We start from the raw sequence: 24,681 nt of genomic DNA, 5'->3' as shown, positions 1-24,681 counted from the left end.
TTTAAACCAAATTTCAGTTCATACGAAACTTTCTGAAATAGGTATATGATACTTGTATTACAAATATAGTGTATTTAAAATAGAAAACCGCCTTTTCGCTATTTAAACGCTATTTTAGGTTATTGACTGCCCCCGAGAAGGCCGGTTCTTAAACCGAAACAGGAAGTTGGTTTACTTGGCAACTGAATTAATTACCGTCAGGAGTTCACTGATCATCATGGCGGTTGCCCCCCACACTTTGAATCCCTGAATCTGGTAAAAGGGGGCATCAATGAGCGTTCCGCGCACTTCGATGGCATTTTCTCCGATGATGGTTTCGTCCATCAGCTCGTCTAACGCAACTTCGACAACGTGCTCAACTTCGCGCGGGTCGGGGTAAAAATCGGGACGGTATGGCAGAATGCCGACCACCGGCTGCACGTAGAAGTTGCTGGGAGGAATGTAAATTTCCGTCAGTTTCCCCAAAACCGTCACATCCGTCACCCGAATGCCAACTTCCTCCTGAGCTTCGCGCAGGGCCGTCCGGATCAGGTTTTCGTCGCTGCGCTCCATGCGTCCACCCGGAAACGCCATCTGTCCGGCGTGCACACCATCGTATTGCGGTCGCAGAATCAACGGCACCAGAATCGAGCCTTTATAGGGGTAAAAAACAATCAAAACCGCACTCCGCCGGGTACGTTCGTTCGGTTGCATAGCCATGCGTAACCGCGAGCGGGAAGCCATTTTCAAATGGGCTTCTGCGCCGGGCAGCGGATCGGCCAATCGCTCCCGCAGGGAGTTGGCAAAGCTATGGAACGAAGGGTCAGGCATATCGTTTAAAGAGTTGTTCTGCGCATTTCTCACCGTCCATGGCCGCCGAAACAATTCCGCCCGCGTAACCGGCCCCTTCGCTACAGGGAAACAAGCGTTGAATCTGAATGTGTTCAAGCGTATCAGGCCGGCGCGGAATCCGGACCGGTGAAGACGTTCGGCTTTCGACACCGATCAGCTGTGCTTCGTTGGTGACATACCCGCGCATCGACCGACCAAATTGCTGCAGACCGGCTTTCAGGGGGGCGGCAATCGGTTCGGGCAAAACCGCCTGCATATCCACCGGTTTCAGGCCGGGCTGGTAGGAAGTATCCAGCAAACTGCCGGAAATGCGCCCGTTTACGTAATCGGAAACCCGCTGCGCCGGAGCGGTCTGGTCACCACCCGCGAGGAGGCAGGCCCGCTGTTCGATTTCTTTCTGGTACTGTAAACCGGCCAGGGGTCCATATTCCCGGTACGGCTTCAGATCATTTTCGTGCACGGCCACAACCAGACCAGAATTGGCGTATTTCGAATCCCGGCGCGAGGGCGACATGCCATTGACCACCAGCTCACCCGGGGCAGTTGCCGCCGGAACGATAAAACCGCCCGGACACATGCAGAACGAAAATACACCCCGATCAAGGCCTTTGTGGCGGGTTTGCGTCACCAAGCTGTAGGAGGCCGCGGGTAAAAAATCGCCCCGATCAGGCCGGTGATACTGCACCTGATCGATGAACGACTGCTGGTGCTCAATCCGGACGCCCATGGCAAAGGGTTTGGATTCGATGGTAACTCCCTTTTGGTGCAGCAGGGCAAACACGTCGCGGGCCGAATGGCCGGTGGCCAGAATGACGCCGAGGCCGGTCAGTTCTTCCCCGCGATCGGTGATGACGCCTTGTATTTCGTTTTGGGATAGCACCAAATCGACCATCCGGGTATCGAACCGGACTTCGCCCCCCGCATCGACGATGCTTTGCCGGAGCGCCACCACAACCTCCGGCAATTTGTTGGTGCCGATGTGCGGGTGCGCATCAACCAGAATCTGTTCGGTGGCCCCGTGGGCGACCAGAATTTCCAGAATCCGGCGCACATCACCCCGTTTTTTGGAACGGGTATACAATTTGCCGTCGGAGTACGTGCCGGCCCCGCCTTCACCAAAGCAATAGTTCGATTCGGGGTTGACAACGTGGTCTTTATTGATGGCGGCCAGGTCACGCCGACGGGCGCGCACATTGCTGCCGCGTTCGAGTACGATGGGTTTCAGGCCCAGTTCGACCAGCCGTAAAGCTGCAAACAAACCCGCCGGACCGGCACCAACCACAATGACCGGGCGCGACTGACTGACATTCGGGTAAGCGCGCTGGTACGCTATTAACGGACGGGGAGCTTCGCCAATGTAGACTTCAGCATCCACGTGTACTTTAACCTGCCGGGACCGGGCATCGATGGACTGCCGGAGTTTGCGAACCACCGGACGTTCCGGTTCCGCAACAAGCAGCAGCTCGGGCGGCAAATGCAGGCGATTGTATAGTTCCCGCTCGAAAGCCGCATCATCAAAAGCAATATCGGGTTCGAGCGTTAATGAAAGCGAATGAATCATACCGTAAATTTCCTCCTATTCTCAACAACCGCAGGACGTTCCGGGTTCGCGGTTTATTTCTTATATTATTTTGGTATTTTTTGGTAAAATTAGTCAATCCGGCGAATATGTGCGGAGAATGAATTCAAGCGTTCGCATTCCCGGCCTGGCTGCGATATATTTGAATCCGCGATGCGGACCGGTAAAACGTTGATGCTGCCAGCAAGATTATATAACCCATTTCTCAATGAAAAAAATACTCTTCTTTTTTCTACTCAGTCCATTTTTGGCGAGGGCCCAGAAAACCGCCCCACCCGCGCCGTACGGAGCCGTGCCGAGTCCGCAGCAGGTTGCCTGGCAGAAAATGGAATACTATATGTTTATTCACTTTGGGCCCAACACCTTTACGAACAAGGAATGGGGACACGGTGACGAAGACCCGAAAGTGTTCAATCCGACGCGGCTGGACGCCCGGCAGTGGGCCAAAACCGCCAAAGCCGCTGGGATGAAAGCCATCATCATTACGGCAAAACACCACGACGGTTTTTGCCTGTGGCCGAGCAAATTCAGCAAGCATACCGTTCGGGAGAGCGCCTGGAAAAATGGCCAGGGTGATGTGTTGCGGGAACTGTCCAACGCCTGCAAGGAATACGGCCTGAAGTTCGGCGTCTACCTCTCACCCTGGGATCGCAATCACCCGGCCTACGGAACACCGAAGTACAACCAGATTTTTGCCAATACACTTGATGAGGTGTTGAGCAGCTATGGTGACGTGTTTGAACAATGGTTCGACGGCGCCAATGGAGAAGGCCCGAACGGCAAACGGCACGAATACGACTGGAATCTGTTTCGGGGTGTGGTATTCAAACACCAGCCCAAAGCCATCATTTTCAGCGACATTGGTCCCGGTTGCCGCTGGATGGGCAACGAATCCGGCATTGCGGGCGAAACGAACTGGTCAACGCTGAACACCGACGGCTTTGGCATGGGCGCTGCGGCTCCGCCTACCCACGTCCTGAATACGGGCAACGAAAACGGGAAATACTGGATTCCGGCGGAGGTCGATGTGTCGATCCGGCCGGGCTGGTTCTACAGTCCCGATACCGACGACCTCGTGAAGACGCTGACGCACCTGATGAAAATTTACTATTCGTCGGTGGGCCGCAACGGGAATTTGCTGCTGAACGTGCCGGTTTCCCGCGATGGTCTGATTCACAAGAACGACTCAACGCGCCTGATGGAATTCCGGAGAACCGTTGATGCGTCGTTTAAAACCAACCTGGCAACCGGAAAAACCGCCACGGCCTCGGCTGTCCGCGGCAATGACAAACAGTTTGGAGCGGCCAATCTGCTGGATGGAAAATTTGACACTTACTGGACGACCGACGATGCCGTACGGCAGGCATCTTTTGAAATTAATCTCGGAAAACCAACGGCAATCAACCGGGTGGTGTTGCAGGAATACATTCCGCTGGGTCAACGCATAAAAGGATTTAAAGTGGAAGCCTGGAATGGCAGGCAGTATGAGCTGATCGACCAGCAGACGACCATCGGTTACAAACGGATTCTGGTGTTTCCGACCCTGAAAACTACTAAAGTCCGGGTGACCATTCTGGAATCCAACGCCTGCCCGGTTTTGTCCGAAATCGGGATTTACCAAGCGCCGGAGCTGTTGTCGAACCCCGAAATTGCCCGCAGCAAACAGGGCGTTGTGACCATTTCCTCCGAGGTTTCCGATCCGGTGATTCGGTACACGACTGACGGCCAGGAACCTACGCTGGCGTCGGCGCGCTATACGGGTCCTTTTCCCTACGCCAAAGGGGGCATCATCAAAGCAAAAGCTTTCATTAAAAACGGTGCGGAGTCGTCGGAAACCATACCGGCTTCGTTCGATCTGGCACCCGAGAAGTGGTCCGTTGTAACCCCCGATGAAAAGGCGGGCAATTCAGCGAATCGGGCCATCGATTCAAATCCGAAAACCGTCTGGCAAACCGCCCGGCAGGAGGGAAGCAGCCACCATCCGCACGAACTGGTGATTAACCTGGGCGAAACGTTGAACCTGAAAGGATTTACGTACACGCCCCGCCAGGATGGTCAGAACGGCGGCACAATTTATCAGTACAGTTTTTATGTCAGCGAAAACGGCACGGACTGGAAACCGGTTCTGGAAAAGCAGGCGTTTGCCAACATCCGCAACAATCCGGTGAAGCAGGAAGTACCGTTTGCCGGTTCTCAGAAGGCCCGGTTTGTAAAACTGGTGGCGCTGTCGTCGGTTAATGAAAACGAACACTGGGCGTCGGCAGCGGAAGTTGGAGTAATTGTTAACTAAAAGCCTGTTTGCAACCTGTAAGGTCTTGAAGACCTTACAGGTTTATTCGCAATCCATGATGAATTTTGAAGCGCCGGATTTTTACGGAATCGACGATTTGCTGACTGAGGAACACAAGCTCATTCGGGCGAGTATGCGGGAATTCGTAGACCGCGAAATCCTACCCATCATTGAAGAATGCGCTCAGAAAGCCGAGTTCCCGGTTTCAATCGTTCAGAAATTTGGTGAAATTGGCGCGTTTGGCCCAACGATACCGACCGACTACGGCGGGGGCGGTTTGGATGCCCTTTCGTACGGTTTGATGATGCAGGAAATTGAGCGGGGTGATTCGGGGATGCGTTCCTGCGTGTCCGTGCAAAGCTCTCTTGTCATGTGGCCGATTCATGCGTTTGGATCGGAAGAACAGAAGCGCCGGTTTTTGCCAAAACTAGGCTCGGGCGAACTGCTGGGCTGTTTTGGGCTGACCGAACCCGACCACGGCTCGAACCCGGCGGCCCTGCAAACCGCATTCACGGAACACGATGACTACTTTTTGCTCAATGGCGCCAAGCTGTGGATCACCAATTCGCCGGTGGCGGATCTGGCCGTGGTCTGGGCGAAAAACGAGCAGGGACGTATTCGTGGATTGCTGGTGGAGCGTGGTATGGCCGGTTTTTCGACGCCCGAAATTCACCACAAATGGTCGCTGCGGGCCAGTACGACGGGCGAGCTGGTGTTTCAGGATGTAAGAGTACCGAAAGAAAATCTACTGCCGGACGCTGAGGGCTTGAAAGCGCCCTTGCAGTGTCTCGATCAAGCCCGCTACGGCATTGCCTGGGGCGCCGTGGGAGCGGCCGTGGCCTGTTATGATTCGGCCCGGCGCTACGCGCTGGAGCGGCAGCAATTCGGAAAACCGATCGCATCGTTTCAGCTGGTGCAGAAAAAGCTGGCCGAAATGCTCACCGAAATCACCAAGGCGCAATTGATCTGCTGGCGGCTGGGCGTCTTGAAAAACGAAGGAAAAGCGACCACGGCACAGATTTCGCTGGCCAAGCGCACCAACGTGGAAATGGCGCTCAACGTTGCCCGGGAAGCCCGGCAGATCCACGGTGCGATGGGCATTTCGGGCGACTACCCAATTATGCGTCACCTGATGAACCTGGAATCGGTGGTTACCTACGAGGGAACCCACGACATTCATCTGTTAATTCTGGGCCACGAAATCACGGGAATCAATTCGTTTAAAGGATGAACGATGAATTACTTGCGGTAGCCCATTCATCGTTTACCCTTTATAATTCCTCAGTTTATTTCAATTCTTCCATTGCCTTTTTCATCGCTTCTACCTGCCGTTTTTTCTGCAAGCCGGTGGGGGCGGCTACCCGTTCGCGGCAGTCGAATATGCCGCATCGTTCGCAGGCTTCGTTGACAATCCGCTGCGGAATGCCGGGGGCCAGCGGGTTCAGGAATTTCATTTTACTCCGGAGCGTATCGGTGAGCTTAAAGCACATCGAAACACTCATGTTCTGCTGCTGATGGGGCTGATACGGCTGGGCCACCGTGACAATAAAAAATGTGTTTCCGGTATCGGCATAGGTCGACAGCTGAGACTGGCACAGGGCGCCTTCAAACTCCTTGTTTTTCTGCAAAAACGCCAGTTCCTGGAGGAGAGTCAGCGCCACCCAACGGCGGCAGTAGTGTTCATTGACCATGCTTTTGGGGCCGTGCTGGCGGGTCAAATGCATTTCTTTGGTCAGGTGAAAGTTCGTCTGGCCGGCGGTGTTGTTGAACCGGTAAAAAAACAGCTGGTCGATGCCGAAATATTTTGGAAGCAAGTTGCTGAGCCGGTAGAAGAACGGTTCGGGGGTTACGCTGAACGAGCGAATCAGGTGCAGAAAATCGTCATTACTCCAGGCAGGGCGGTCGAAAATCGCCTGCAATTTTGCAATTAAATTCGCCCGGCGAATCAAAATGGTCCCGGCAAAGTAGGAAGCTTTGTAGTTGTTGAGAATCTGCTCAAACGACTCGACTTCAACGTAGGTGTAGGTATACGGACGAATTTTTAGATTCAAATATTGAAACCCAACTTCGCGCGCCAGAATAAAGGTTCGCTGCTCGGCCGACAAATTCGCGTTGAGGAACAGGGCCCCGGTTTCCGGGCGGTAGACGGATCGCAAACCGGCCAGTTCGGGGTGGGTCTCCCCGTCGAACGACATGAAATGGTACTTGTAGTGGGTGCGCAACACACTGGCTAACAGGGTTTCATCGACTACAACCTGGCCCGGAGCAAATTCCGAAAAAAACCGGTCGCCTTCCTCTTCAATATCGTCGAAATAATTGTCGTGCATCTCCTGGTACGACCGCAGAACCGCCATGTAAAGTCGCTCGACACTGACGTGGTAACTCCGGCCAATGTTCATGACGGTCGAAATCATGGCGCTGACTTTAGCCGGAGCCTCGGCCAGCAATTCAAGCAGGTCAGAAGGATCGATGCCCAGCAGTTCGAGGGGAATTTCGGTCAAAAACCGGGATTGCAGCAGGTCGGAAATGGGTTCCAGTTTTTTGCTTAACTTCAGCGAAACCAGCGTGTCGTATTCCACTTCCATCGCCCGGGCCAGGGCCGCGATCTTATCGGTTTTGGGGTATTTACGCCCTTTTTCAATTTCGGTAATGTAAGAAATGGAAAGCCCGGAAAGCTGAGCCAATTCACTGATCGAAAATCCTTTATCCAGCCGGATCTGCTTTAATTTCAGGCCAAAAAGTAATCGGATATGATCCGTATAAACAGCCACTTGGGGGATAGGTTAAGGTGATGAAGGCCGTAAAAATACCGCTAAAATTGACGGTAAACAAAAAGTCCATCCGGTTACAGCCGAACCGGATGGACTTTGGAAGGCCCGATGAACGCTTATCGCTTTAAGCCTTTATAAGCCCGGTTCCACTGGACAACCGTGCCACCTTCGTTTAATTTCGTGATGGAGGTGAGCGTCAGGTTCCGGCCTTCGAAGGTGCCACTACCCGTAAATTCTGCATCGTATATTTTGTTGCCAAACGGCATTTTATCCCGCGTCCGGTTCATCGTAAACTGGGTGCCGCTGAGCTTGACAATTTCGGTGGCGCTGAAATTCGGGAAACTGATCACCATGCTCATTTCGTTGGCTCCTTCGCCTTTGGTAAATGCAATGGTTCCCTTGTTAGTCTCCTCGTTGAATTTGATGGAGGGAAGAATAACCGTCGTAGAGCTGTAATCAATGTCATACGTGCCGACATATTGTTCCCGCGGATCGACTTCTTCCGCGGAAGAACCGCCTTTTTTACAGGCCGATATACTCAATACAAGGATAAAAAGGGTGACGACAAGTCTCATCTGACCTAGGTGGTTTATCATGTTGTGCCTGAAAATACAGACTTTCCATTTCAAACGAAAATGAACCGCTACATCGTATATCGATTGGGCCTGATAAACCAAAAATGGGAATTTACGGAGAACGAAACCCGGCGCGCAAAAACCGCCCGCCGGGTTTCGCAGCCCTTACGCTAAGGTCGCTTCAACGCTGATGGCGGTATTGAATAATTTTGAAATCGGGCAATTCTTTTCGGCATCGGCCACCAGTTCATCAAATTTTTCCTTTGTGATGTCGGGCACGCTGGCCGTCACGGTCAATTTGGAACTGCTGATGCTGCCGCTGTTGGTATCCAGCGCCACGACGGCTTTGGTATCGATGGAAGTGGCCGTAAAACCGGCTTCCTGAAGGTTGAACGCCAGCTTCATGGAGAAACAGCCGGCATGAGCAGCCGCCACCAGTTCTTCCGGATTCGTGCCTACGCCATCGGCAAAGCGGGTGTTGAACGAATACTGGGTATCGCTCAATACCGTACTGGCGGTACTAATCGTGCCTTTTCCTTCTTTGCCTGAACCTTCCCAACGGGCGGTGGCATTGCGTTTAATTTCCATACAATCGTGTGAATTTGTGATTAGGCCGAAATGTAACAAATGATGCCCAGAGCCCGGCAACTCCCGGGCGGTTTATCCTAAAAAAAGCCTAAAAATGATTTTGGGGACCCGTTGACCCGATTTGGTCCGGTTTTGAATAATTTCTTGAAGTGGGCTAGCCGGTTTTTGAATACCGGGCGTATCTAAATCAACGGATCTTTTTTGGTGCTTACACCCGGTTTTCATGCAGATACTTAAAAATTTATTTCAGGTTGGGGGCGATCTAAACGGCATCACATTTGACCAGCCCGGAGCGCTCTGGAACGATGCCAATACGTATGTTTTGAAAACGGACCAGGGCCTGATTCTGTTCGACTGCGGCTGCGGAGAAACGCTGGAGCAGATTTTTGCCAACATGCGGTACTGGGATCTTTCGCCCGACGACGTCCGGTTTTGCTTTCTGACCCACGCCCATTTCGACCATGCCGGTGGCGCCCATCTTCTGAAAAACCGGGGCGTGCAGGTTATCGCCATTGGCGAAACCGCCGAAGCAGTGGCTGCGGGTGACGAACGCTGCTGCGGATACCTATACCACAAAACCTTTCAGCCTTTGACTGTCGATCAAATTGTTGCTGATCGTCAGAAAATCACTGTCCTTGGCGTCGAATTCGGGGTCATGCACCTGCCCGGCCATAGCATGGGATGCACGGCTTATCTGTTTCAGTGGGAAAACCGGCGCATTGTGATCAGTGGCGATGTGATCGGAACCCTGCTGAGTGGCGATTTCGGCTGGAGCGGTTCCATCGATTTCGACAAAAAGAGGTACACGGAATCGCTGCGCCGGTTTGCCAGGGTGGACACCGATCTGATGCTTCCCGGTCACGGCATGATTTACTTCCACCAACCCCGTCGCCGGGTGGAGGAAGCTCTGAACTCGGCCCTGATGCAATGGCGCTAATCAGGCTTTTTGGCAACCTCACCGGTAATGTAGTTTGAAAAAGTCGATGGCATTGCTGCCCATAAACCGGGTGACAATTTCGCCTTCGTGCAGCAAATTGAACGCATTCCGAAGCGGGGGATTGTTGCGCATGTAATTGTGGACGTGCATCAGCAGAAACGAATCAAGGTCGGTCATTTCCCGGTGGGTCCAGTACCCGTTGATCGGGTTGACAATGCCGTCGTAATCGGTTCCCAGACAGGTCGTTCCCCACGCAAACAAACCGTTCTGGTCGAGCAGTTCGGCGATGTGTTTGAGCTGAAACCAAACCAGTTCGGCCCAGAAAAACAGAATGTCCCGGCGGTTGATGTGGCCGCGAGCGTGCCGTAGAGCGCTTTCACTGCCAATCCGCCGTTCGTCGAGCTGGATGCCAAAAAGTCCGCCTGAGCGGGCAACGCGCAGAATTTCGTCGTCCGAAAAGTTGATCGGGTGGTCGTGGTAGCGGTGCCGGTCGGTGTCGTTGCCCCGCACACAACCGTGACTGACCAGAATCGGAATGTTTTGCGTGCTGTATTCCGTGTCCAGAATCTCAAAATACCGTTTCCGGGAATTTTCGCTCATGTGCTTGATGTCGATCAGAATGCGTGGACCGTTCGTGGTGTCCAGCAGGGCCCGAACCGCCTTTTCCCCGAGTTGCTTGAATCCTTCGTTGAGGTTCTCGCTTTGGTCGAGCACTTTCTTCAGGATGCCCGTCAGGCTTTCGGCGTGGCCGCAGAGTTCGTTGTAAAAATGGTGGGCGAAGGTGATAAACAGCGGACGATGTTCCCAGGTCTTCAAATCGGCGATGTTCTTCAAAACCGTTTCTTCCACGGCCCCGTTTTCGATGCCGCAACTAAAGACGTGGGCCCCTTCAATGGAAAGCATAACCGCTACCGTTATGATCTCCGAATCTGTGGATTGCAGGATAAGGGATTCAATATCATCGTAATTTTTGGTCAACACATACCGGACTTTCTGTCCACCGGAAAGCTCGATCACTTTTCCGTCCATTTGCTTCAGGAATTCGTATTGCTCGTTGAGTTCCGTACAGTAGGCATCGGAGGTCTGGATGGCCTGAATCCGGTCGATGTATTTCTTGCCAAAACCGGTAACCAGATTGAGGGGCAAATCCGAAATGATGCTCTGCCCAAGCCGGTTTCGACAGAAACCGCGTTCGAGCGGATAGAGCGAGTTGACCAGCACCCGAACATTGCCGCGACTGGATGCCGTTAAGTCGCTCTGCCGGAATTTGGTCAGCGTCAGGGCAAAATTGGCCAGTTTGTCAATGAAAGTTGGTGGGTCGTGGTGCCAGACACTGGTTTTATTGTTCCGGTTATCGCTTTGTTTCATACCGGGGATGCTCTGTCCAAACGGTTTTGAATGCGGATGACAGTGAATATCAACGAAGGTTTCCATGTTGAAAAAGGGCAAGGGTTATAGGAAAAGGTAAGCGGGAAAGGCAGCGATTACAGGTTGGGTACCTCACAAACTGTCATTGATCGAACTGAAAATTTAATAAGCTACTGATTGTCAATTTGTACAAAAGTACTGGTTTCCGTTTGGGGAAGTTGAGAAGAGGCAGCGACCAACTGGCTGCGGCATTAAACGTAAACAAAAAAAGAAACCGTTGCCGATAGTTTTTAGGCAACGGTTACGACGTTCATGCGTACGGTCTGTGGAGAAAGCAGTAGGGGAAAAGGGGCAAAAAAAAAGGCGCTGAAAGCGCCCTTTTTTTAATGACCTCCGCCGTAAGACGGTTTATCCAGTTGGGGTTTCCCGTCCCGGTTTCGGTTCGGATGCGTTCCGTGGACGTTGGCTCCGGTTTGGTCTTCGTCACCGTCCAGGTATTTATTCTCGATATCCGTGGGCTCGATGTCCTGAATCTCTTCGTCGGGAACTTGGCTTCCCGGTCCGCTGGTTCCACTCGCCGATTGATTAGCCAGTCCGGCGGGACCAATCGCTTGTTTGGCTTCTATTTCTTCTTTGCTCTTCTCAGCCATGATCGTGCGTTTATCAGGTGAACAAAATTGGGTTTCACCTTTCATAACCCGCCACGGGCGTTTCTGTTTGCCGGACTGGACGGAATTATTGGCAGGATGCAGGTAGCTGTTGCAACTCGAAATTCGACTTCCGGACCAATTTAGGGTCAAAAGCGTAGACGAAAATTTTCTGACGCGAGGATAAGCTGTAAATCAGGCGAGTTGCTCCAGGCGCTGCTGCATTTCAATTCGTTTACTCAGCCAGCGACCCATGCGAATTGTCGGTTTTTCAACCAGGTAATATGATAACATTCCGCAAAGCAAAATTGGGATCAGGACAATGGGAGACTGAGTAAAAGCCCAGCTATGGTAAAGTTCCGGGGCACAGGTAAATAACTGTTGCCAGAGATAGAGACTATAAGAAATGGTGCCCAACCATTGAATAACAGGCCATCGGAGCAGGCTGCATTTCTCTGGATTTTCAACGAACCACATAACAAACAGGCCCCAAACGATGGCTTCCAGGGCACTCATCATCAGATTGAAGGGAGCGGGAATTTTTAGATAATAATGGCAGAAAATGAAAGCCAAAGCCATTACGGGGAAAATAATGGAGCGCCCGACCAGGAAGGGTTTAACGCGCTGGCGGTAAAGGGCCAGCAGGACACCGACGATGATGAAGCGAAACTTGTAAAATGTCGCCAGATTGATCAGGGATGGATTAAGTTTGGCAAGCCTGGTGGCCAGCGACATACTGACCAGGCAAAAGATAAACAAGACAATTAGCAGGAAGGTGATTGGCTTTTTTCGAAACGCAAAAACCAGAACGATAACCGGGGGCAAAAAAACGTAGTATTGCTCTTCAATTGAAAGCGTCCAGGTATGAATGAGAAACTCCCTCCCCGGGTCGGTCAGGAACCCCAGGTTCGTGATGAAGAGCAGGCTATAGAGGTAATTGACCGGATTGACGGTAATATAGCCCAACGTACTCAGGATACTAAGACCAAGCAAGTAGATTGCTAAAGGCGGGACAATCCGGAAAAGCCGGCGTACGTAGAAGGATTTGAGCGAAACATCCCCGGTTTTTTCCCGCTCTCGTAGCAAAAGAGTCGTGATGATGAAACCGGAAATGACAAAAAAGATGAATACGCCGGCCGGGCCGTAACATTCAATAATAGCATTTAGTACCGGGCTGGTGTTTGGGATAGCGCCCGACCAACCGTTCATATGGAAAGCAATCACCCCCAATACGGCAAAAGCACGAAGTCCATCAAGTTCAAGTATACGGTTTTTCATTCAATACCAAAAGGATATGGAAACAACAAGTATACGCAAAAGTTAGGAAAGTCTTGGGGAAATCAGGATATATTTTGGGTCGTTTGGCTGGACTAAGGGCACGAAAACAGCCTTGCTTCCTGAGAATTTTTCAGGTCAGCGGCTTGATGTTCCATAAACAGGAATAAGCTGCTGGCCACCGGAAATAGAATTTTCTATCCCGGCGGCCCGACAACCGACTAAATCTAATATGAACCGATACTTTATTCGGAAAATTTGACGCTCAACTGAAACGATCGCCAGGCTTCGGCCCGGTCACGGTCGTGATGATAGGTCGGTTTGGTCATCTTGGCGTAGGTCACCGGATTTTCCAGCATCACCAACTGGGTAGGAGCCACCAGAAACGGAGATTGACCCTGGGACGTTGCATAATTTAGCTGAAGTTTGAACATGACCCGGTTGGGTCGTACGTACGGTTGGGGTAGTTCAGAACTGACCTGGATGGTATTGTCAACCACGCTGGTTTCACCCGGCGAAATGGGATCGGTAATCGATGACTTGCTGAGGGTGTAGCTTGCGGTTGGAAAGTACGGTTTATTGATTCGCCGAAAATCAACCGATACGTTGTAAAACAAAGACCCACCCTGAGCGATTGTGCTCGTGCTCACTGCCTTACTTTTAGGTAGTTGAATGACCTGGCCGTTTGCCGTACTGGTCGCCAAAACCTCATTGTTTTGACCCATAAAGTGGATTGCGGTTATTTCAAATTCGCAGGCATATGGACGATTTTGTCCGTTCAACATCTGGCAGGGAGTCGGTAGTTTGATCGGTTTGGTAATGATCAGGGAACTGGAACAGAAATCGACCAGAGAGGTCAGCAGGACAAAAAGCAAGGTGGTTTTCATCGGAAATAGTGTGTTATAAGTCGTTGGAAGTTCCTGGTTGCATTGACGCTCAGGAATGCAGCGGCTTTGGTTTCGGATGAAACAAAGGTAGTTCGCCCAGTTGACCTTGTAAATCGGATAAATATATGAGGAGGCAACCGCACGATCCCGGTTTTACCCGGTCATTACCTAATTAGAAACGAATACCAACCCTGGACGGACGCACTGGTTGATTCGTTTGGCAACCGGTTTTACGTCCGCAAAATCTTCTCCATTGCTTTTCCTTTCGCCAATTCATCAACCAGTTTGTCCAGATAGCGAATTTGTTGCATGAGTGGGTCTTCGATTTCCTCCACCCGGTACCCACATATCAAGCCCGTAATTTTCGTAACGTTGGGATTGATTTGTGGTGCCTGGGCAAAAAAGGTTTGAAAGTCGGTTTTTGCATTCAGGTGATGCTGAAAGGCCTGCTGATCATACCCCGTCAGCCAGTAAATAATTTCATCCACTTCTGCTTTTGTGCGCCCTTTCTTCTCGGCTTTTTGGAGGTAATGGGGATAAACGCTCGCAAAAGACATTTGGTAAATTCTGGTATTTTTCATCGTCACAATCACGGACTGGGTTGAAACTTAGCAGGAATGGATTCCTAAATGACCTTCCAATTTCTTGTTTGTCACTGAACCTGGACAAAATTCGGAGCAATTCAAGTGGGAAGCCCAACCGGATTAAATTCACAAATTCCTGTTTTCAACTTAACCGGCGGTTCTTAACGAAGTGAATTGATAACATCAGCACTAATCCAGTAAATATCACCATCGCGGCTAAAAAACAGGTATTTGCCATCGTTGGAGACGAATGGGCAGAACTCATATTTTTCCGTGTTAATTCCTTTTCCCATGTTTTTGGCGGCTTGCCACTGGCCTTTTTCATCCTTAAAACTGATGTACAAATCACCCTGACCCAATCCTTCAAGCCGTTCTCCGCAATAGATCATGTATTGCTCATCGGGGGAAATAAACACATCCGCTTCATAAGCCTCAGAATTTACTGAAGCACCCAACAGCTGAGAAGGTTGAAACTGACCGCCTAAAAATTTGGCGGAGCGGATATTATAATCTTTGTCGGATTTCGATTCAGCATTGGACGAAAAATACATCGTGCCGTCCGTGGTGAATGACATGTAATATTCATTCTTGCCCGTGTTGATCGCCGGGCCCGCGTTGATGGGTTCCGACCAGCCGCTGTTATTGCGCTCGATGTACCAGATATCAAAATCCTTCCTATCGCTTTTCCCATCGAGCGCCCGGTCGGAAATAAAAAATAACCGCTTGCCATCGGGCGACAGAAACGGGTCGTTGTATTCGTACTGATCACTGGCCAGCACGACTTGCGGGGCAGTCCACCGGTTGTCTACCTGCTTCAATATCCAAATTTGCGGTTTTTGATTGAGAATTGCTGCGTAATAAAATTCCGTTCCGTCGTTAGAAAAATAGGATCCATATTCATACCGGTTTTCCTGAGACACTAATCCTGGTGCGAATACTTTGGGCTCCAGGCCAGGCGGCTCCTGACCCACATAGGAGCTGGTTTGTTGCTGGCAGCTCAGATTTGCAATGAAAACGATCAGCAGGCAAATTGTTCGTGTGCTTAGCATACGGATTGAGCGTCGGGAGGTGTGCATAGAACCTGGGGAAATTACCGGATAACGTTCAGCATTGCAAGGCTTTTCTTTCCGTTTTTGTCCGCATCCCATCTCTAACTACATACCTCCGTTTTGACCTGTTTTCAACTGCCGGCTAGTTGGGTATTTGGATAGTATTAGAACTAAAAATTGGCCATAGTAGCGGTTTAAGCATTCAATTAACATATTTATGTGGTGAGAAGGGGATAAGGATCCTCAATATGCTTTAAGAGGATGGTTGTAACTACCGCCAATTCTAGGTTGAAAAGCTCTTTGGATATGGCCAGAGCAGATTGAATTAATCCGCCCGCGCCTGGAATTAGAAGAGGAATGCCAGTTGCCTTTAAATGCTAAAGACATTATCGAATAAATTTAGTTTTTACATCTAAAAATGAAAAAGTTATTCTATTTACTTCTGCTTCCATTTTGCGTCCTGGCTCAGCAAAAAAACGTTCCCTTATCCAAAGTAAAAGCTGTACTCGATGCCGTGATCCTGCCCGAAGTACCGGCAACTCCCGCTCCAGGGGTCAAAGTAATGGTGTCTGGCCGGTTTAGTGCACCAACTAATTTCACCACTGGTACCAGCCAGACCTACCGCTGGGATTTTACGGTAACGACTGCCGTAACCAATCTTCAATTCGACTTTCCCAACTGGGCGATGGGCCAAAATGGCGGACCGGGCGAAGCCGCAGGCGTGAACCCCATTTCAGTATCGGCGCGAGTGGGCACGATTCCCCTCGAATTTTCTGGAGCTACTCAAGGGAAGGTTTTACCTGGTGCTACTTTAAGAAACGATCCGGCCTCTGGCCACTTCGCGCCAGGCGTAACCTATCAGCTGTTTGTGACCGTAACCGCCCCGCGCTGGCCCATTTCCATCTTCTCCGCCAATGATCCCGCCGGAAAAGGTTACGGCCCCTTATTGGTGGTTGGGACGCCCCTGGGCACGGTTAAAAAGAAATCGGTTATAGTTCTGGGTGACTCCCAGCAGATTGCTGACGGCATCGGATGGATCAGACGGGGACTGAATGCCGCCGGTATTGCCCACAGCGTCTACGCCCTAGGCAGTTACCGGGCCACCCACTTTCTGAACCCAACCGGGCAGATCGCCCTTAAGCACGCTATTTCGAGCGAGGCCGACGTGATTATCTGCGCCGTAGGGAGTAATGACTTAGTGGCAGCAAAAGTCTCTTCTGTCGATGTGGCTAAAGCGCTCCTAACCCCAATCTGGAAGCGCATCCAAGCATCAGGAAAAGAAATTTGGGTGCCAACCATCACCCCGGCGAAAAGTATCACCTCGGCTCAGGTACAGGCTCGAGGTATTTTGAATGACTGGATCCGTTCAAGGCCTTTTGGAATTAATAAAGTGCTGGACATTGGCCAGGCGGCTGAAATGGCTAGGAATACTAATGTACAGCGGCCCGGATGGTTTTTCCCGGATGGCATCCACCTGAATGGATACGGTGCCCAGCAGGGAGCTAATGCTGTAATTGTATTAAGTGATTACGAAAAGTAATGCCAGCACCCTCTACGACGCTGGCATCTAACTTAATCCTGAATGTCTTCACAGAAGGTCGTTTCCAGGCAGACAGCATCTAGGGAAAGTGCACCAATAAGCTCGACAGGTTGAAGTGGATCCCCCTGCGATTCCTGATCGTGGGCATAAAATGCAAAACCTCCAAGTCCAACCACCATAATTGCGGTATACTTTAGGGTTTTGAGCAACACTTGTCGTTTAGGTTCATAGCGATGGTAGAGTTCATAGATTGAAATGTAGGTAGAAAACACAAGAATTAGAATAGGTCTTTGACCGAACCTTTAAAGGTGAGATACAATTGGTCTAACAACAATGTATCGCTATATGGAGCTTTCGATCACCATTCTATTTGATCGTTGGTCGACGTAATTTAGTTTTGGTACATATTGCCAAAGCAAAAAAGATCCGCCTACACTTTAACAAGAGATTCAAAAATAAAAAGCCGCTGTATAACAGCGGCTTGTGACGTATGTATGCAGAGAGGAAGGATGTGACACCTTTACTATATAAATTGTTGTTTTTGACCGTGTTAGCTCATGGCGAACACTGGGCGTAACCGCATCCGTTACCGAATTACGCATCAGGCTCCGGCTGATCTTGGGGCCAGGTTACCAAAAAGCATTCTTCGTTTTTGTGGATGGGTCCACGGTTTTTAAACCGTTCTTTAGTTACGCCCAAATTAAAACCCAATGATTCGAGCTGCTCCTTAAACTCAGGGTGAGTAGCCGCTAGGAATTTAATCATGGCTTCGCGCTCTTTGATGGTCTTCTTCTTTTCCTCCAGCGTTTCTTCCAAATGCTTAACCCTGGCTTCGAGTAATTGAACTCTGTTGTCACCTGGCTCCCCCGTAGCCTGAGCAGTAAGGCTTTTGCTGGGTTGAACAATGCCAAACACTCGCTCGGGCTCAAAGTCCTTAAAGGTGGTGGCAAGCATCGAAGTAACTTTAGAACTGATGCCATTTCTGCCCAAATACGCCTGACGTAGCGTCTGTCTGTTAATGCCCGAAAGTTTTGCAACCGTTTCGACGCCATCATGGTCGTCGATGAAATTTACAAAGTACTCATTCACAGAGACTTTAGGTTTTTCAAGAGTGTCCATACGATACAGTTATGAAATATTTGTAATCAAATGCTTGCAATGGAATCATTGTTTGATTACATTTGATAGCGATTCAATGTCTACCAAACGATTTCAAATCAATCAAATCGTTTCAAATGTAATCATCATCATGGAAAATGCAAGCGTTTTGTACACAAAAGAGCAAAAAGCCTTATTATACGGTAAATTGAAGGGGGTAATGCCTGATGGAACATTGGTTCCCAAGATCCACCGATATGGCCCGAAGATTCGCGAAATCCTGCTTGCAAAGGGGGTGGACTATGAAACGGCTTACATTCGTCAGGTATTATGGTGGCTCACAGACAACATAAACGTATGGAATGCTGTGGTACAATTGATTGAACTGGAGCACTCAAAACACTCCACAATCATCGAAAAGAGGGACCGGGTTTTAAACCTAGTTTAAGCTAAACTTCTAGGCACGAATCTATCATTTTCAGGAATCAATCACCGCCCTACGGCGGCTTACCTCATCGTCTGCGTACCATTATGGAGCTATCAGAGAAAGACCTTGAAGACACCATTTACAACGCTGCCATAACCGATGTGGGCAGACTGTTTTTACATCAGCGTGGACTTGCCATTGAGGGGAAAATATTCCGCCAGGTTAATTTGGGGGAATACGGAATAGCTGACCTAGTGACTGTTCATTATCTGGGCAAAAAGAAAGCAATTGAGGCGGGGACCGATAGGTCCTCGCTAAAAAAAACAATTGCAGTTACGGTTTATGAGCTAAAAAAAGGTGCTTTAGGGCCTTCCACCCTCACTCAGGTCCACCGCTACATGAGAGGGGTGCAGGTATTGGTGAAAGCAGCCAAAAAGGAGGATCAACCAAAAATAAACTTCCAAATATTAATAGGAGGGGTGTTAATAGGGGACACGGTTGAGTCAATAGATTTCTGGGATCTAACAACATCATGCCCTGGCATCAGTGCGTATATCTACAAATTCGATTACAAAGGACTGTCTTTTATTGAGATAAAGAATAACCATATAACGGACCGACTGCCGAATATGTCAATTCTTAACTCCGTAAAGTTTACGCCACGAGAACTTGTTTCGACCCGGAACGTAGAGGAATACATTCACTTTCTGGAAAAGAAATGAACGCAGGCAAAATCACCCGCAGGCGCTCAGAGGCCAACTTCACGGTTCTTTCCAACTCCATGCTCCAGGACCGGCGCATGAGTTGGAAAGCCAGGGGTTTGCTGGCCTACCTACTATCGCTGCCCGAAGACTGGCACGTCTACAAAACCGAACTACAAAACCACTCCGAGCGCGACGGCCGGTTTTCGACCGATGCCGCCTTTGAGGAGTTGGTAGAATTTGGGTACATCAAAGCGGTGATGTCCCGCAACGAAAAGGGGCAAATGCTGGGCTATAATTACAACGTATATGAAATCCCGTTAGTTGAAGTCGAACCGAATGCAGAAAATCAACAATCGGAACCGAATGTAGAAAAACCGACATCGGGTAAACCGACATCGGGTTTACCGACATCGGGAAACCCGACACTACAAAGAACTAATAAAGACAAAGAACTAAAAGAACAAAGTATAGATAGAGTAAACGCGGGCGAAGCCGAAAACGACAACCCTAGTCAAAACCCCGAAGGGGCTGCCCAAAGCCCCCCGGTTGCGCCCGCCCCCCCATTGCCTGAGTGGGATCTGGAAGAGGAGGTTCCGCCTGATTTAATGGCTGAGTACGAAGCCGAGATGCAGGCGGCTTTATCCTGGATCCAGAACACCGCCGTGAACCTGCACCGCCCAGAATCGTGGATTAGAAGCCACATCACCGAATACATTGCCGAAATGCGGGCCACCGATCAGGATAAGGGCCGAACCTACCAGGACGTAAAGAAACACTGCTATTACTGGCTGAAAGAACAACACCAACGACAATTACGCAATGAGCCACGAACTAATCAAAACCCAGCAGTCGGCACTACAAAAGCCGGCGTCAACTCTTCCGGCGCTCCCAAGCGGACGGCATTTATCGCGCCAGGCTCTTTGCGTCGTAACGGCCCGTGAGCAGGGCACGATGCTGATACACGCCCAGGAAGGCCAGTTAGAAGCCGTCTGGAACGAGATTGTGGGCTTGTTGGGGATTCGCCACACCGAGACCAGTTACAGCGATTTTATGGAGGATTTGCGCAACCTCAACGATTGGATGCTGCGCGAATACCCATCGCTAACCTGGCAGGAGCTCAGGCTCGCCTACAACATGGCGGTTAAAGGTGAATTGGACATCGAAAAAGTAATTCCGGTGCTGGCCCCCCGCTATGTTGGCGAAATTATCAAAGCCTACCACAGCCGGGTAAATAATGATCCCGAGGTAATTACCGTATTCCGCAGTCAGCAGCACATTGACCAAACGGAGCCCGAGAAAACGCAGGAGGAAATCAATGAATTCATGCAAACCATTCTGGGCCAGGCTATTGAAACCGTACAGAATGGCAATGATTACCCGGATCCCGGTAACGGTCTGTACGACTGGCTGGATTCGCTGGGGTATCTAAGTTTCACCAAGCAGCAGAAATTAAAGTTCATGGCCGATGCCGAGCCGCAGGAGCGCCTTATGCTGGCTGAAAATGCGGCCGACAACACCCGCCACCCGCAGGACCGAATCCGCTTGAAAGGCTTAATCGGTGCCGTAATGAAGGAAAACAAGGAATTCAAAGACCGGGTGGTTGCCCGGGCCAAATACCTCGCTTTAAACGCATATCTAAAAACAATTAAATTCTAAAACTATGGACTCTATTCAAACAGGGAGTGAATTTCCACTTCACCAGGACGGTGATGGACTGATTAGCCTGAATGACATTTGGCGTATGGCCAGATCACCGCTAAACAAGGATCCACGCACCTGGCTTAGGTCTGAGTCGGCCATCCGACTGATGGACACGATCATGGATATTCTTAATGTGAGAAAAACTCACATAATAAAAGTACAACGCGGTCGTGGAAAAGTTACAGGCGGCACTTGGGCGCATAAACAAATCGCATTAGCTTATGCGAAATATTTGGATCCGAAGCTGCACTATGCAGTTAACCAAACTTTCTTCGAAAGGGTAGAGGAAGAGAATAATCCGGAGCTTGCAATACAGCGGGGGCAGGACCGGGCGATCCGGACCTGGAAGAAACAGGGCAAAACAGACAAGTGGATTGAAACGAGGCTGAAAGGTATGTTAGCCAGAAAGCATTTTACAAGTATCCTAAAAGCGCATGGCGTAAAGAATGAAGGCTACAAAAACTGTACGAACATCATGTACGTCTGCCTGTACGGAGGCACAGCAGAGGTTGTTCGATATCGGAAGGGCATTCCGGACGGAACGAATGTGCGCGAGAATATGCCCGAAGTAGAACTAATTGCCGTAAACCTGATTGAGGCAATCTCGGCCGAAAAGATCGAAAACAATAAGCTGTACGGAAATGCTCAATGTGAAATGGCGTGTCGTTCGGTTGCAAACAATATTGCAAAGGCACTAATCCATGCACGCCGGGCATGAAGCCGATTGACTGGCCCCGAATCCTTGCCAACCCTGATGCGTTCGCCGATCACCTGCCCCGGTTGGACGAACGCATCAGTAAATGGTCTGCCCTGTGTGAGCTATGTAACATGGACGAATACGGCATTGTAGGGTTTGACAGACAATTAACGGCGCTGGTGCGCGATTTCTTTCTGGTGGTCAAACGCCGGCAGTGGGCCACGGCCCGGGAAATGTACGACCAGATACTTGCACTCAGGGGTCAGATTGCCGGAAAACCACCCCTTACCATTCACGAAAAACATGCCCAGACCAGCACCACAACCGCACGATTTATTTAAACTAAGCCACACGCTGGCCTACCCGTAACATGAAAGCAATCTTACTGTTCTTTGTAACCTCTATTTTTTACGCAGTGATCGGCCTGGCGCTGATTGTGATTGCGGCCGGGTCTGCCCTGATAGCTGGTATTGCGATTCTGATTCTCTGGGGGCTTGAAAGACTGTTTGGAATCCGGTTTAATATCGACCCTTATCCATTCGATGGCGAGCACTGGCCGGATGTGACGGACTAAAAACAAAAAGCCAGCAATAAGCTGACCCCTGCCGATCCTGTGATCTTTACCTATATGGTCGATACAATAAACGTTCACTCATGGAAGATATTGAAAGTGCGTACAAGGATTTCCTCGGGCAAATCAACGAACTGTTCTCCTGCAAAATTGACGGCAACAAGTTTCGCATTGAAACCCCATTTACAACACTAACCCAATCCTTTATCTCACTCTTTGTCATTAAGCAGGGAGACGAATATGTGATTCACGACAATGGGTACATTTTCGATGGTGACTACGGGGTTGACGTTCTTGAAAGTGATATGGAAACGGTCAGGGAAATTTTAGACTACTATCGCCTAAAACTGACCGATAAAGCAAAGGGGGAGGTAAAGGTTTATGCCAAGTTCGCAGACCTGAAAACGTTGACCTACGGCATGTTTGAGGCAGCCAATGGGGTCAAAAGCCTGGTAGATGTTTTAGCGTGTAGTAAATCCTAAGAATTCATATGGAAACTGACTCAATAAATTATCGCGACCTACTTATGAAATACATGGCTAATGTGGGTCGCCTTGAGGGGACATATTTTGTAGGCCAGTGCCGATCCGAGTCAATGTATGATTGTATTGTTTTTACAGAGGCAGAAGTAGAAGAACTGAGAAAACTGTCTAAGTTATCCGAAGAATTGAATTAAGACTTAAATCGGTCTTATTATTAAGCATCCTTATGCTTTTAATATTCAATTCTTCATACTCGTTGTTCTGGTAGTCATATTTAAGCATCGTAAAATAACAAGCGAATCCAGCTCCTTCAAGCTGGTCATAAACGTAATTTTTTGAGGGATTAGAGGCACTTCTCGCCCTAACTTCTTCTTTATTCTTTTGGTAAAGAAAGTACCCCTGCGCTATGCCCTTCTTCAGCATAAGGTCTGCAAAAAAATTATGAACCTCAACAATTAGGTCCCATACGTCATAAACTGTTTCATCGTCAGCAAGTAAAATTACACCTTTTTCTGAGTGATCGTACTCCCCCAAAGCGTCACTGAAAATGAAAATTTTCAAGCGATCCATTATTGCGGTCGCACTCTTAGCCACCGGCTTACCACGGGTCAGAATATAGTGTTTTGACGCATTGGCGACGTTTCCCAATAGGCTATAGCTTTCACATTCGCCATTTACATATTCGTATGTTATTGATGGATCAACCGCTTTTTCCCAGTGCTCGCGAAAATGATATAAAGCATTAGCGGCATTTTTATGTGCCCTTATTTCAACCCCCTTACCCCAATTAATCTTTCGATTTATTTTATAGCATTCATCTATCGAAGCCTTTACATCGAGTAGGTACTGCGTCCACAAGTTTTGGTACATATTATTCTTTCTTCCCCTCCAACCTACGCAATCCCCACGGCTTTCGCAAAAATCTTTTTGGCGTAACTATTTGATTATGAGTTTGTAATCATTTTGTAAGTAAAAGATTGCAACTATTTGTAATCAAATGCTTGCAAAATAGAAAACACTTGATTACATTTGTCTATACCAATTCGCCAGCCACCCCGCACCGGGCGGGCTCCGGCAGGGAAACCAGACAGACAGATGGAAGCAGCAGCAACACACCAACGGGCATTTGACATCATTTCGCAAAAGATCGAAGCCAGAACGAAGCTAGACACGACCACGTTCGGTTGCGGCATCTGCGGCTACAGGATGGCAAACTACAAGTGTATTCGCGTCGTAAACACTCTCCGAGTTGTAGAGCCTGCCGCAGCCCGCCCCGAACGGTGGGCCCATAAGAGATTTACAATCGTTGATGGTCACGCTCAATTTGAATCGTGCAAGAGCGTCCATTTCGTTTGTTCAGGCTCCTGCTTTGAAAAGTTCCTTAGCCAGTATGAAGGTGTAGAGGTGGTTGACACAACGAACGATCCCGCTTGGCAACAATGACAACCGACCTCAACACCTTGGCGACCACCGCCCGCCAGCAGATATTCACCGCGCCCGCCGGACAGGTGGCGTGGGCGATCAGAAGGTGGCTGGATGTGGTGGTATTCAAGTTTGAAATTGAAAACCGCAGATAAGATGAACGCTGAAATCAAAACGAAATGGCTGGCCGCGCTTCGGTCGGGCGAATACCAGCAGGTTCAATGTGCGCTCCGTGTGGTAAACATGAAAGGGGAGTATCAGCACTGCTGCTTAGGCGTTCTTGCTGACCTGATCGATCCCAAAGCGTGGCGGATAATGAATAGCCGTAAGGCATATAGACATGGCGTAGATGGGATTTCTTACCCTTCGCAAAAAGTCCTTGAAAAGGCAGACCTCGCTTACGATAACGCCAGCGAACTAGCCGGCATGAACGACTGCGGGCAAACCTTCCTCGAAATCGCCGACTACATCGAAACCAACCTCTGACCATGGAACTCATTATCGCCATCACCGCCGTATTCGTCCTCTGCCTGCTCATCATTTGGCTTTTCATCCGCAGCAGCAAGCGGCAGATGGCCCCGCCCCGTGTCAGGCGTCAGGACCCGCTGGCGTCCAAGTTCCGGCGGATGCGATTGCGGGGGAGACACTGGGTTAGGGT

27 protein-coding genes are annotated in these 24,681 nt (G+C 49.8%); 13 read left to right on the top strand and 14 right to left on the bottom strand.

Annotation, left to right across the window (positions count from 1 at the left end; translation table 11 throughout):
• Positions 1-171 precede the first annotated feature (171 nt).
• The gene (locus ACYVHX_RS11250; protein ID WP_460671733.1) at positions 172-810 is read right to left on the bottom strand and encodes an NUDIX hydrolase; all 639 of its coding nucleotides are present in this window, start codon (positions 808-810) and stop codon (positions 172-174) included.
• Complete coding sequence (locus tag ACYVHX_RS11245) at positions 803-2,392, bottom strand: NAD(P)/FAD-dependent oxidoreductase (RefSeq protein WP_460671732.1); 1,590 nt, start codon at positions 2,390-2,392, stop codon at positions 803-805. The genes ACYVHX_RS11250 and ACYVHX_RS11245 overlap by 8 nt, the downstream gene beginning before the upstream one ends.
• Positions 2,393-2,618: 226 nt before the next feature.
• Here ACYVHX_RS11245 and ACYVHX_RS11240 point away from each other — a divergent pair, with 226 nt between their 5' ends.
• Complete coding sequence (locus tag ACYVHX_RS11240) at positions 2,619-4,700, top strand: alpha-L-fucosidase (RefSeq protein ID WP_460671731.1); 2,082 nt, start codon at positions 2,619-2,621, stop codon at positions 4,698-4,700.
• 55 nt (positions 4,701-4,755) lie between these two features.
• The gene (locus ACYVHX_RS11235; protein ID WP_460672044.1) at positions 4,756-5,931 is read left to right on the top strand and encodes an acyl-CoA dehydrogenase family protein; all 1,176 of its coding nucleotides are present in this window, start codon (positions 4,756-4,758) and stop codon (positions 5,929-5,931) included.
• Positions 5,932-5,986: 55 nt separating this feature from the next.
• On the opposite strand, the gene ACYVHX_RS11230 is transcribed toward ACYVHX_RS11235, so the two are convergent.
• From ACYVHX_RS11230 to ACYVHX_RS11220, 3 genes are all read right to left on the bottom strand, one after another.
• Entirely contained in the window at positions 5,987-7,471 is a 1,485-nt protein-coding gene (locus ACYVHX_RS11230; RefSeq protein WP_460671730.1) for a helix-turn-helix domain-containing protein, read from the bottom strand.
• 116 nt (positions 7,472-7,587) lie between these two features.
• Complete coding sequence (locus ACYVHX_RS11225) at positions 7,588-8,046, bottom strand: hypothetical protein (RefSeq protein ID WP_460671729.1); 459 nt, start codon at positions 8,044-8,046, stop codon at positions 7,588-7,590.
• A gap of 165 nt (positions 8,047-8,211) precedes the next feature.
• Complete coding sequence (locus tag ACYVHX_RS11220; protein WP_460671728.1) at positions 8,212-8,634, bottom strand: OsmC family protein; 423 nt, start codon at positions 8,632-8,634, stop codon at positions 8,212-8,214.
• A 223-nt stretch (positions 8,635-8,857) separates the two neighbouring features.
• Between ACYVHX_RS11220 and ACYVHX_RS11215 the strand changes: the two genes are divergently transcribed.
• Complete coding sequence (locus ACYVHX_RS11215) at positions 8,858-9,571, top strand: MBL fold metallo-hydrolase (RefSeq protein ID WP_460671727.1); 714 nt, start codon at positions 8,858-8,860, stop codon at positions 9,569-9,571.
• 18 nt (positions 9,572-9,589) lie between these two features.
• Here ACYVHX_RS11215 and ACYVHX_RS11210 read toward each other — a convergent pair whose 3' ends face one another.
• The 6 genes from ACYVHX_RS11210 to ACYVHX_RS11185 form a co-directional block, all read right to left on the bottom strand.
• Complete coding sequence (locus ACYVHX_RS11210; protein WP_460671726.1) at positions 9,590-11,005, bottom strand: membrane dipeptidase; 1,416 nt, start codon at positions 11,003-11,005, stop codon at positions 9,590-9,592.
• A gap of 317 nt (positions 11,006-11,322) precedes the next feature.
• Positions 11,323-11,589: a hypothetical protein gene (locus tag ACYVHX_RS11205; protein ID WP_460671725.1), complete on the bottom strand. Its 267-nt coding sequence runs from the start codon at positions 11,587-11,589 to the stop codon at positions 11,323-11,325.
• A 192-nt stretch (positions 11,590-11,781) separates the two neighbouring features.
• The gene (locus ACYVHX_RS11200; RefSeq protein WP_460671724.1) at positions 11,782-12,864 is read right to left on the bottom strand and encodes an acyltransferase family protein; all 1,083 of its coding nucleotides are present in this window, start codon (positions 12,862-12,864) and stop codon (positions 11,782-11,784) included.
• Positions 12,865-13,106: 242 nt separating this feature from the next.
• The gene (locus tag ACYVHX_RS11195; RefSeq protein ID WP_460671723.1) at positions 13,107-13,748 is read right to left on the bottom strand and encodes a hypothetical protein; all 642 of its coding nucleotides are present in this window, start codon (positions 13,746-13,748) and stop codon (positions 13,107-13,109) included.
• 230 nt (positions 13,749-13,978) lie between these two features.
• On the bottom strand, positions 13,979-14,305 hold the full coding sequence (locus tag ACYVHX_RS11190) for a DUF2200 domain-containing protein (RefSeq protein WP_460671722.1): 327 nt from the start codon (positions 14,303-14,305) through the stop codon (positions 13,979-13,981).
• A 188-nt stretch (positions 14,306-14,493) separates the two neighbouring features.
• Positions 14,494-15,408, bottom strand: a complete 915-nt coding sequence (locus ACYVHX_RS11185) for a hypothetical protein (protein WP_460671721.1) — start codon at positions 15,406-15,408, stop codon at positions 14,494-14,496.
• 391 nt (positions 15,409-15,799) lie between these two features.
• Here ACYVHX_RS11185 and ACYVHX_RS11180 point away from each other — a divergent pair, with 391 nt between their 5' ends.
• On the top strand, positions 15,800-16,921 hold the full coding sequence (locus tag ACYVHX_RS11180) for an SGNH/GDSL hydrolase family protein (protein ID WP_460671720.1): 1,122 nt from the start codon (positions 15,800-15,802) through the stop codon (positions 16,919-16,921).
• Between the two features lie 32 nt (positions 16,922-16,953).
• On the opposite strand, the gene ACYVHX_RS11175 is transcribed toward ACYVHX_RS11180, so the two are convergent.
• A complete protein-coding gene (locus ACYVHX_RS11175) occupies positions 16,954-17,193 on the bottom strand; it encodes a hypothetical protein (protein ID WP_460671719.1) in 240 nt (79 codons plus the stop codon).
• Positions 17,194-17,515: 322 nt separating this feature from the next.
• Positions 17,516-18,040 (bottom strand): hypothetical protein, encoded by a 525-nt coding sequence (locus tag ACYVHX_RS11170; protein ID WP_460671718.1) that lies wholly within the window; start codon positions 18,038-18,040, stop codon positions 17,516-17,518.
• Between the two features lie 76 nt (positions 18,041-18,116).
• Here ACYVHX_RS11170 and ACYVHX_RS11165 point away from each other — a divergent pair, with 76 nt between their 5' ends.
• The 7 genes from ACYVHX_RS11165 to ACYVHX_RS11135 all read left to right on the top strand — a co-directional run bounded on the left by ACYVHX_RS11165 (position 18,117) and on the right by ACYVHX_RS11135 (position 22,601).
• Positions 18,117-18,467, top strand: coding sequence for a hypothetical protein (locus ACYVHX_RS11165; protein WP_460671717.1), 351 nt, complete (start codon positions 18,117-18,119; stop codon positions 18,465-18,467).
• Between the two features lie 83 nt (positions 18,468-18,550).
• Complete coding sequence (locus ACYVHX_RS11160) at positions 18,551-19,168, top strand: hypothetical protein (RefSeq protein ID WP_460671716.1); 618 nt, start codon at positions 18,551-18,553, stop codon at positions 19,166-19,168.
• Complete coding sequence (locus ACYVHX_RS11155) at positions 19,165-20,091, top strand: hypothetical protein (protein WP_460671715.1); 927 nt, start codon at positions 19,165-19,167, stop codon at positions 20,089-20,091. Before ACYVHX_RS11160 ends, ACYVHX_RS11155 begins: the two co-directional genes overlap by 4 nt.
• A 719-nt stretch (positions 20,092-20,810) precedes the next feature.
• A complete protein-coding gene (locus tag ACYVHX_RS11150) occupies positions 20,811-21,569 on the top strand; it encodes a KilA-N domain-containing protein (RefSeq protein WP_460671714.1) in 759 nt (252 codons plus the stop codon).
• The gene (locus tag ACYVHX_RS11145) at positions 21,566-21,889 is read left to right on the top strand and encodes a hypothetical protein (RefSeq protein WP_460671713.1); all 324 of its coding nucleotides are present in this window, start codon (positions 21,566-21,568) and stop codon (positions 21,887-21,889) included. The genes ACYVHX_RS11150 and ACYVHX_RS11145 overlap by 4 nt, the downstream gene beginning before the upstream one ends.
• 29 nt (positions 21,890-21,918) lie before the next feature.
• On the top strand, positions 21,919-22,122 hold the full coding sequence (locus tag ACYVHX_RS11140; protein ID WP_460671712.1) for a hypothetical protein: 204 nt from the start codon (positions 21,919-21,921) through the stop codon (positions 22,120-22,122).
• A gap of 80 nt (positions 22,123-22,202) precedes the next feature.
• Complete coding sequence (locus ACYVHX_RS11135) at positions 22,203-22,601, top strand: hypothetical protein (protein ID WP_460671711.1); 399 nt, start codon at positions 22,203-22,205, stop codon at positions 22,599-22,601.
• A gap of 168 nt (positions 22,602-22,769) precedes the next feature.
• Here ACYVHX_RS11135 and ACYVHX_RS11130 read toward each other — a convergent pair whose 3' ends face one another.
• Entirely contained in the window at positions 22,770-23,471 is a 702-nt protein-coding gene (locus ACYVHX_RS11130; protein WP_460671710.1) for a hypothetical protein, read from the bottom strand.
• Positions 23,472-24,040: 569 nt separating this feature from the next.
• On the opposite strand from ACYVHX_RS11130, the gene ACYVHX_RS11125 reads away from it, so the two are divergent.
• Positions 24,041-24,178 carry a hypothetical protein gene (locus ACYVHX_RS11125; protein ID WP_460671709.1) on the top strand — a complete coding sequence of 46 codons (138 nt, stop codon included), beginning with the start codon at positions 24,041-24,043 and terminating at the stop codon, positions 24,176-24,178.
• A 1-nt stretch (position 24,179) separates the two neighbouring features.
• Positions 24,180-24,509: a hypothetical protein gene (locus ACYVHX_RS11120; protein ID WP_460671708.1), complete on the top strand. Its 330-nt coding sequence runs from the start codon at positions 24,180-24,182 to the stop codon at positions 24,507-24,509.
• Positions 24,510-24,681 lie beyond the last annotated feature (172 nt).

This window comes from Larkinella ripae, assembly GCF_054780775.1.
Note: the sequence above shows the minus strand (reverse complement) of the source record. Positions and strands in the feature narration are given on the sequence as shown.

Excerpts from the sequence above, each read along its gene's own strand:
- ACYVHX_RS11250 (WP_460671733.1), bottom strand. The coding sequence starts at position 810 with ATGCCTGACCCTTCGTTCCATAGCTTTGCCAACTCCCTGCGGGAGCGA.
- ACYVHX_RS11245 (WP_460671732.1), bottom strand. The coding sequence starts at position 2,392 with ATGATTCATTCGCTTTCATTAACGCTCGAACCCGATATTGCTTTTGAT.
- ACYVHX_RS11240 (WP_460671731.1), top strand. The coding sequence starts at position 2,619 with ATGAAAAAAATACTCTTCTTTTTTCTACTCAGTCCATTTTTGGCGAGG.
- ACYVHX_RS11235 (WP_460672044.1), top strand. The coding sequence starts at position 4,756 with ATGATGAATTTTGAAGCGCCGGATTTTTACGGAATCGACGATTTGCTG.
- ACYVHX_RS11225 (WP_460671729.1), bottom strand. The coding sequence starts at position 8,046 with ATGAGACTTGTCGTCACCCTTTTTATCCTTGTATTGAGTATATCGGCC.
- ACYVHX_RS11220 (WP_460671728.1), bottom strand. The coding sequence starts at position 8,634 with ATGGAAATTAAACGCAATGCCACCGCCCGTTGGGAAGGTTCAGGCAAA.
- ACYVHX_RS11215 (WP_460671727.1), top strand. The coding sequence starts at position 8,858 with ATGCAGATACTTAAAAATTTATTTCAGGTTGGGGGCGATCTAAACGGC.
- ACYVHX_RS11210 (WP_460671726.1), bottom strand. The coding sequence starts at position 11,005 with ATGGAAACCTTCGTTGATATTCACTGTCATCCGCATTCAAAACCGTTT.
- ACYVHX_RS11205 (WP_460671725.1), bottom strand. The coding sequence starts at position 11,589 with ATGGCTGAGAAGAGCAAAGAAGAAATAGAAGCCAAACAAGCGATTGGT.
- ACYVHX_RS11200 (WP_460671724.1), bottom strand. The coding sequence starts at position 12,864 with ATGAAAAACCGTATACTTGAACTTGATGGACTTCGTGCTTTTGCCGTA.
- ACYVHX_RS11195 (WP_460671723.1), bottom strand. The coding sequence starts at position 13,748 with ATGAAAACCACCTTGCTTTTTGTCCTGCTGACCTCTCTGGTCGATTTC.
- ACYVHX_RS11190 (WP_460671722.1), bottom strand. The coding sequence starts at position 14,305 with ATGTCTTTTGCGAGCGTTTATCCCCATTACCTCCAAAAAGCCGAGAAG.
- ACYVHX_RS11185 (WP_460671721.1), bottom strand. The coding sequence starts at position 15,408 with ATGCACACCTCCCGACGCTCAATCCGTATGCTAAGCACACGAACAATT.
- ACYVHX_RS11180 (WP_460671720.1), top strand. The coding sequence starts at position 15,800 with ATGAAAAAGTTATTCTATTTACTTCTGCTTCCATTTTGCGTCCTGGCT.
- ACYVHX_RS11170 (WP_460671718.1), bottom strand. The coding sequence starts at position 18,040 with ATGGACACTCTTGAAAAACCTAAAGTCTCTGTGAATGAGTACTTTGTA.
- ACYVHX_RS11165 (WP_460671717.1), top strand. The coding sequence starts at position 18,117 with ATGTCTACCAAACGATTTCAAATCAATCAAATCGTTTCAAATGTAATC.
- ACYVHX_RS11160 (WP_460671716.1), top strand. The coding sequence starts at position 18,551 with ATGGAGCTATCAGAGAAAGACCTTGAAGACACCATTTACAACGCTGCC.
- ACYVHX_RS11155 (WP_460671715.1), top strand. The coding sequence starts at position 19,165 with ATGAACGCAGGCAAAATCACCCGCAGGCGCTCAGAGGCCAACTTCACG.
- ACYVHX_RS11150 (WP_460671714.1), top strand. The coding sequence starts at position 20,811 with ATGGACTCTATTCAAACAGGGAGTGAATTTCCACTTCACCAGGACGGT.
- ACYVHX_RS11145 (WP_460671713.1), top strand. The coding sequence starts at position 21,566 with ATGAAGCCGATTGACTGGCCCCGAATCCTTGCCAACCCTGATGCGTTC.
- ACYVHX_RS11140 (WP_460671712.1), top strand. The coding sequence starts at position 21,919 with ATGAAAGCAATCTTACTGTTCTTTGTAACCTCTATTTTTTACGCAGTG.
- ACYVHX_RS11135 (WP_460671711.1), top strand. The coding sequence starts at position 22,203 with ATGGAAGATATTGAAAGTGCGTACAAGGATTTCCTCGGGCAAATCAAC.
- ACYVHX_RS11130 (WP_460671710.1), bottom strand. The coding sequence starts at position 23,471 with ATGTACCAAAACTTGTGGACGCAGTACCTACTCGATGTAAAGGCTTCG.
- ACYVHX_RS11125 (WP_460671709.1), top strand. The coding sequence starts at position 24,041 with ATGACAACCGACCTCAACACCTTGGCGACCACCGCCCGCCAGCAGATA.
- ACYVHX_RS11120 (WP_460671708.1), top strand. The coding sequence starts at position 24,180 with ATGAACGCTGAAATCAAAACGAAATGGCTGGCCGCGCTTCGGTCGGGC.